Source organism: Nostoc sp. CALU 546, assembly GCF_048836525.1.
Map to the genome: position 1 here is coordinate 1 of NZ_JAWJTF010000305.1, position 2,426 is coordinate 2,426.

General features: G+C 37.0%; 4 protein-coding genes. All 4 read left to right on the forward strand.

Annotated elements, in window-relative coordinates; all coding sequences use genetic code 11:
* A partial coding sequence (locus RRG12_RS43035) for a DUF4870 domain-containing protein (RefSeq protein WP_420763280.1) occupies positions 1-421 on the forward strand: 421 nt, incomplete at its 5' end.
* Positions 422-590: 169 nt separating this feature from the next.
* The gene (locus RRG12_RS43040) at positions 591-1,688 is read left to right on the forward strand and encodes a Gfo/Idh/MocA family protein (RefSeq protein WP_420762926.1); all 1,098 of its coding nucleotides are present in this window, start codon (positions 591-593) and stop codon (positions 1,686-1,688) included.
* Between the two features lie 4 nt (positions 1,689-1,692).
* Positions 1,693-1,938 (forward strand): HNH endonuclease, encoded by a 246-nt coding sequence (locus RRG12_RS43045; protein ID WP_420762927.1) that lies wholly within the window; start codon positions 1,693-1,695, stop codon positions 1,936-1,938.
* Between the two features lie 35 nt (positions 1,939-1,973).
* Positions 1,974-2,219, forward strand: a complete 246-nt coding sequence (locus tag RRG12_RS43050) for a hypothetical protein (RefSeq protein WP_420762928.1) — start codon at positions 1,974-1,976, stop codon at positions 2,217-2,219.
* Positions 2,220-2,426 lie beyond the last annotated feature (207 nt).

Consider the following 2,426-nt stretch of genomic DNA (forward strand, 5'->3'; position numbering starts at 1 on the left):
TCATTTATCAGCTTTATTGGGATGGATATTATTATGTTTTTTGGTATTTATTGGTATCCCTTTATATTTACCTCTCAATCTTTTAGCCCCACTCCTCATCTGGAAATTTAAAAAATCACAATATCCCTGGATTGATTTACAGGGGAAGGAATCACTGAATTTTCAAATCTCGTTAACATTATATACTTTGATTTTTATAGTAATCTCCTTGTTTTTATTGTTAATTAGCTTTAGTCTAGCACTGGCTACCAATGGTTCATTTAATGAAATTAAAACTACTTTAGACAGCTTATTATTTTTTCTTATATCTTTAATTTCATTAAAGCTATTACTACAATCATTCTTAGTAACTTTTGCGGCTGTCAAAGCTTACAATGGAGAGCATTATCGTTACCCTTTAACAGTTAGATTTTTACGATAAGAAATGATTTAATATCGATTATTCTCAAATAAACATTAAAATGTTATATTTTTATTTGCTTACTTTATGATATAGAGTTTCAGTATAATATAATCTTAAACGATATAATAGACAAAATGATATTATTAAATAAATAATAACTTGTATAAATCTGGGAGTAAATAATAATATGATTGGAGTTGCGATCGCAGGCACGGGATTTGGTCAAAAAGTCCACATTCCTGGATTTCAAGCACATCCTCGCACTGAGGTAGTTGCTGTTTATCATCGAGATATAAATAAAGCTAAAGCCATAGCAGAATCCCATAATATCCGCCATGCCTCTGACTCACTTGCAGAGATTGTGGCATTACCTGAAGTGCAAGCAGTCAGCATCTCGACACCACCCTTTTTGCACTATGAAATGGCAAAAACTGTACTGCAAGCTGGGAAACATTTATTACTAGAAAAACCAACAACTTTAAATGCAATTGAAGCTAAAGAACTTTATCAATTAGCGAAAGCAAAAAGCGTAATTGCAACTGTAGATTTTGAATTTCGCTTTGTCCCAGCATGGCAGTTATTTGCTGAGTTATTGTCAGAAGATTATGTGGGTAAGTTACGCTTAATTAAAATTGATTGGTTAGGTTCTTCTCGTGCTGATACTTCACGCCCTTGGAATTGGTATTCTGACAAGGATAAAGGAGGTGGTGCATTAGGATCTTTAGGTTCCCACGCCTTCGATTATATTCACTGGTTATTCGGGCCAGTCCGTAGATTAAACGCCCATTTAACTACTGCTATTCCTACGCGAGTTGACCCTGTTAGTGGCGAATCCAAGCCAGTGAATACAGATGACAACTGTATATTAACGCTGGAATTAGCTAATGGTACACCTTGCCAACTTTCTATTAGTGCAGTTGTTCATGCACCAAGAACCCATTGGATAGAAGTATATGGCGATCGCGGTACATTAATAGTGGGCAGTGAAAATCAAAAAGATTATATACATGGTTTTCGTGTTTGGGGTTCCCAGCCAGGTAAATCTCTCACGGAAATAGAAATACCAAATCGGTTAATTTTCCCCAAAAATTATGCTGATGGACGCATTTCTGCATTTATCCGCGTAGTAGACCAATGGGTGCAAGGAATTGACCGCAATCAGGAAATTACACCATCCCTACGAGAAGGAATTTATTCTCAGTTGTTGATGGATTTATCCCATGAATCTCATACCAAAGCAAGTTGGATAGATGTACCCAGCTTGGAAGGTTTTCTTCGTAACTAAAGAAATGAGCAAAACTCCTCGCATTCATATTCCACCCGAAGTCAGAATTTATGTTTTTCAACGTGACAAATATCAATGCCAAAGCTGCGGTAAAACCACTGTAGAAACTAACCTTAGCATTGACCATATCATTCCCCTTGCCCTTGGCGGTCAAAACGATATCAGCAATCTCCAAACTCTTTGTTTTACCTGCAATCAGCAGAAAACAGACAAAATTGATCCTCGTTTCCGGCGATATTTTCAGCTTTAGGTTACGATGGTATGAGCTATTCGTTTCTTATTTCTATGCCTCAAAATCACAATAGCAATTCGCCAAAATTCCTCAACATAAAAACTACGTTTTTCTACGTCTTTACTTTCATTGCTGTTTTAGTAGTAGCTTTTCCCTGGCTATATGAGATTAAAACTAAAGCTGGGATCGATATATCACGTAGCCGCCACGCAGGAACCTTTTTTGAAAAACATACCCACGGACTCTTCAGGTGTGAGTGGCTTTATCCCTACCATTGCGATCGCTCCCAGATTAAGTAAAAGCAATTAAACCAATTCGCAATTACGTTTTGTGTTACCGAGTTTGCGTACGCTTTTAGCGTCTCGTAGAGCGCATCAGGGGATTTAGCTTAGGCTTCAACTCGCGCTGCCCTTCAAAGGCTAAAACTTAAACCTTCACAGTTCGTTATAAAAAGAAGGGGAACATTTCCCCTATCTCTATCTTTCATACACATCTAATTTATGATT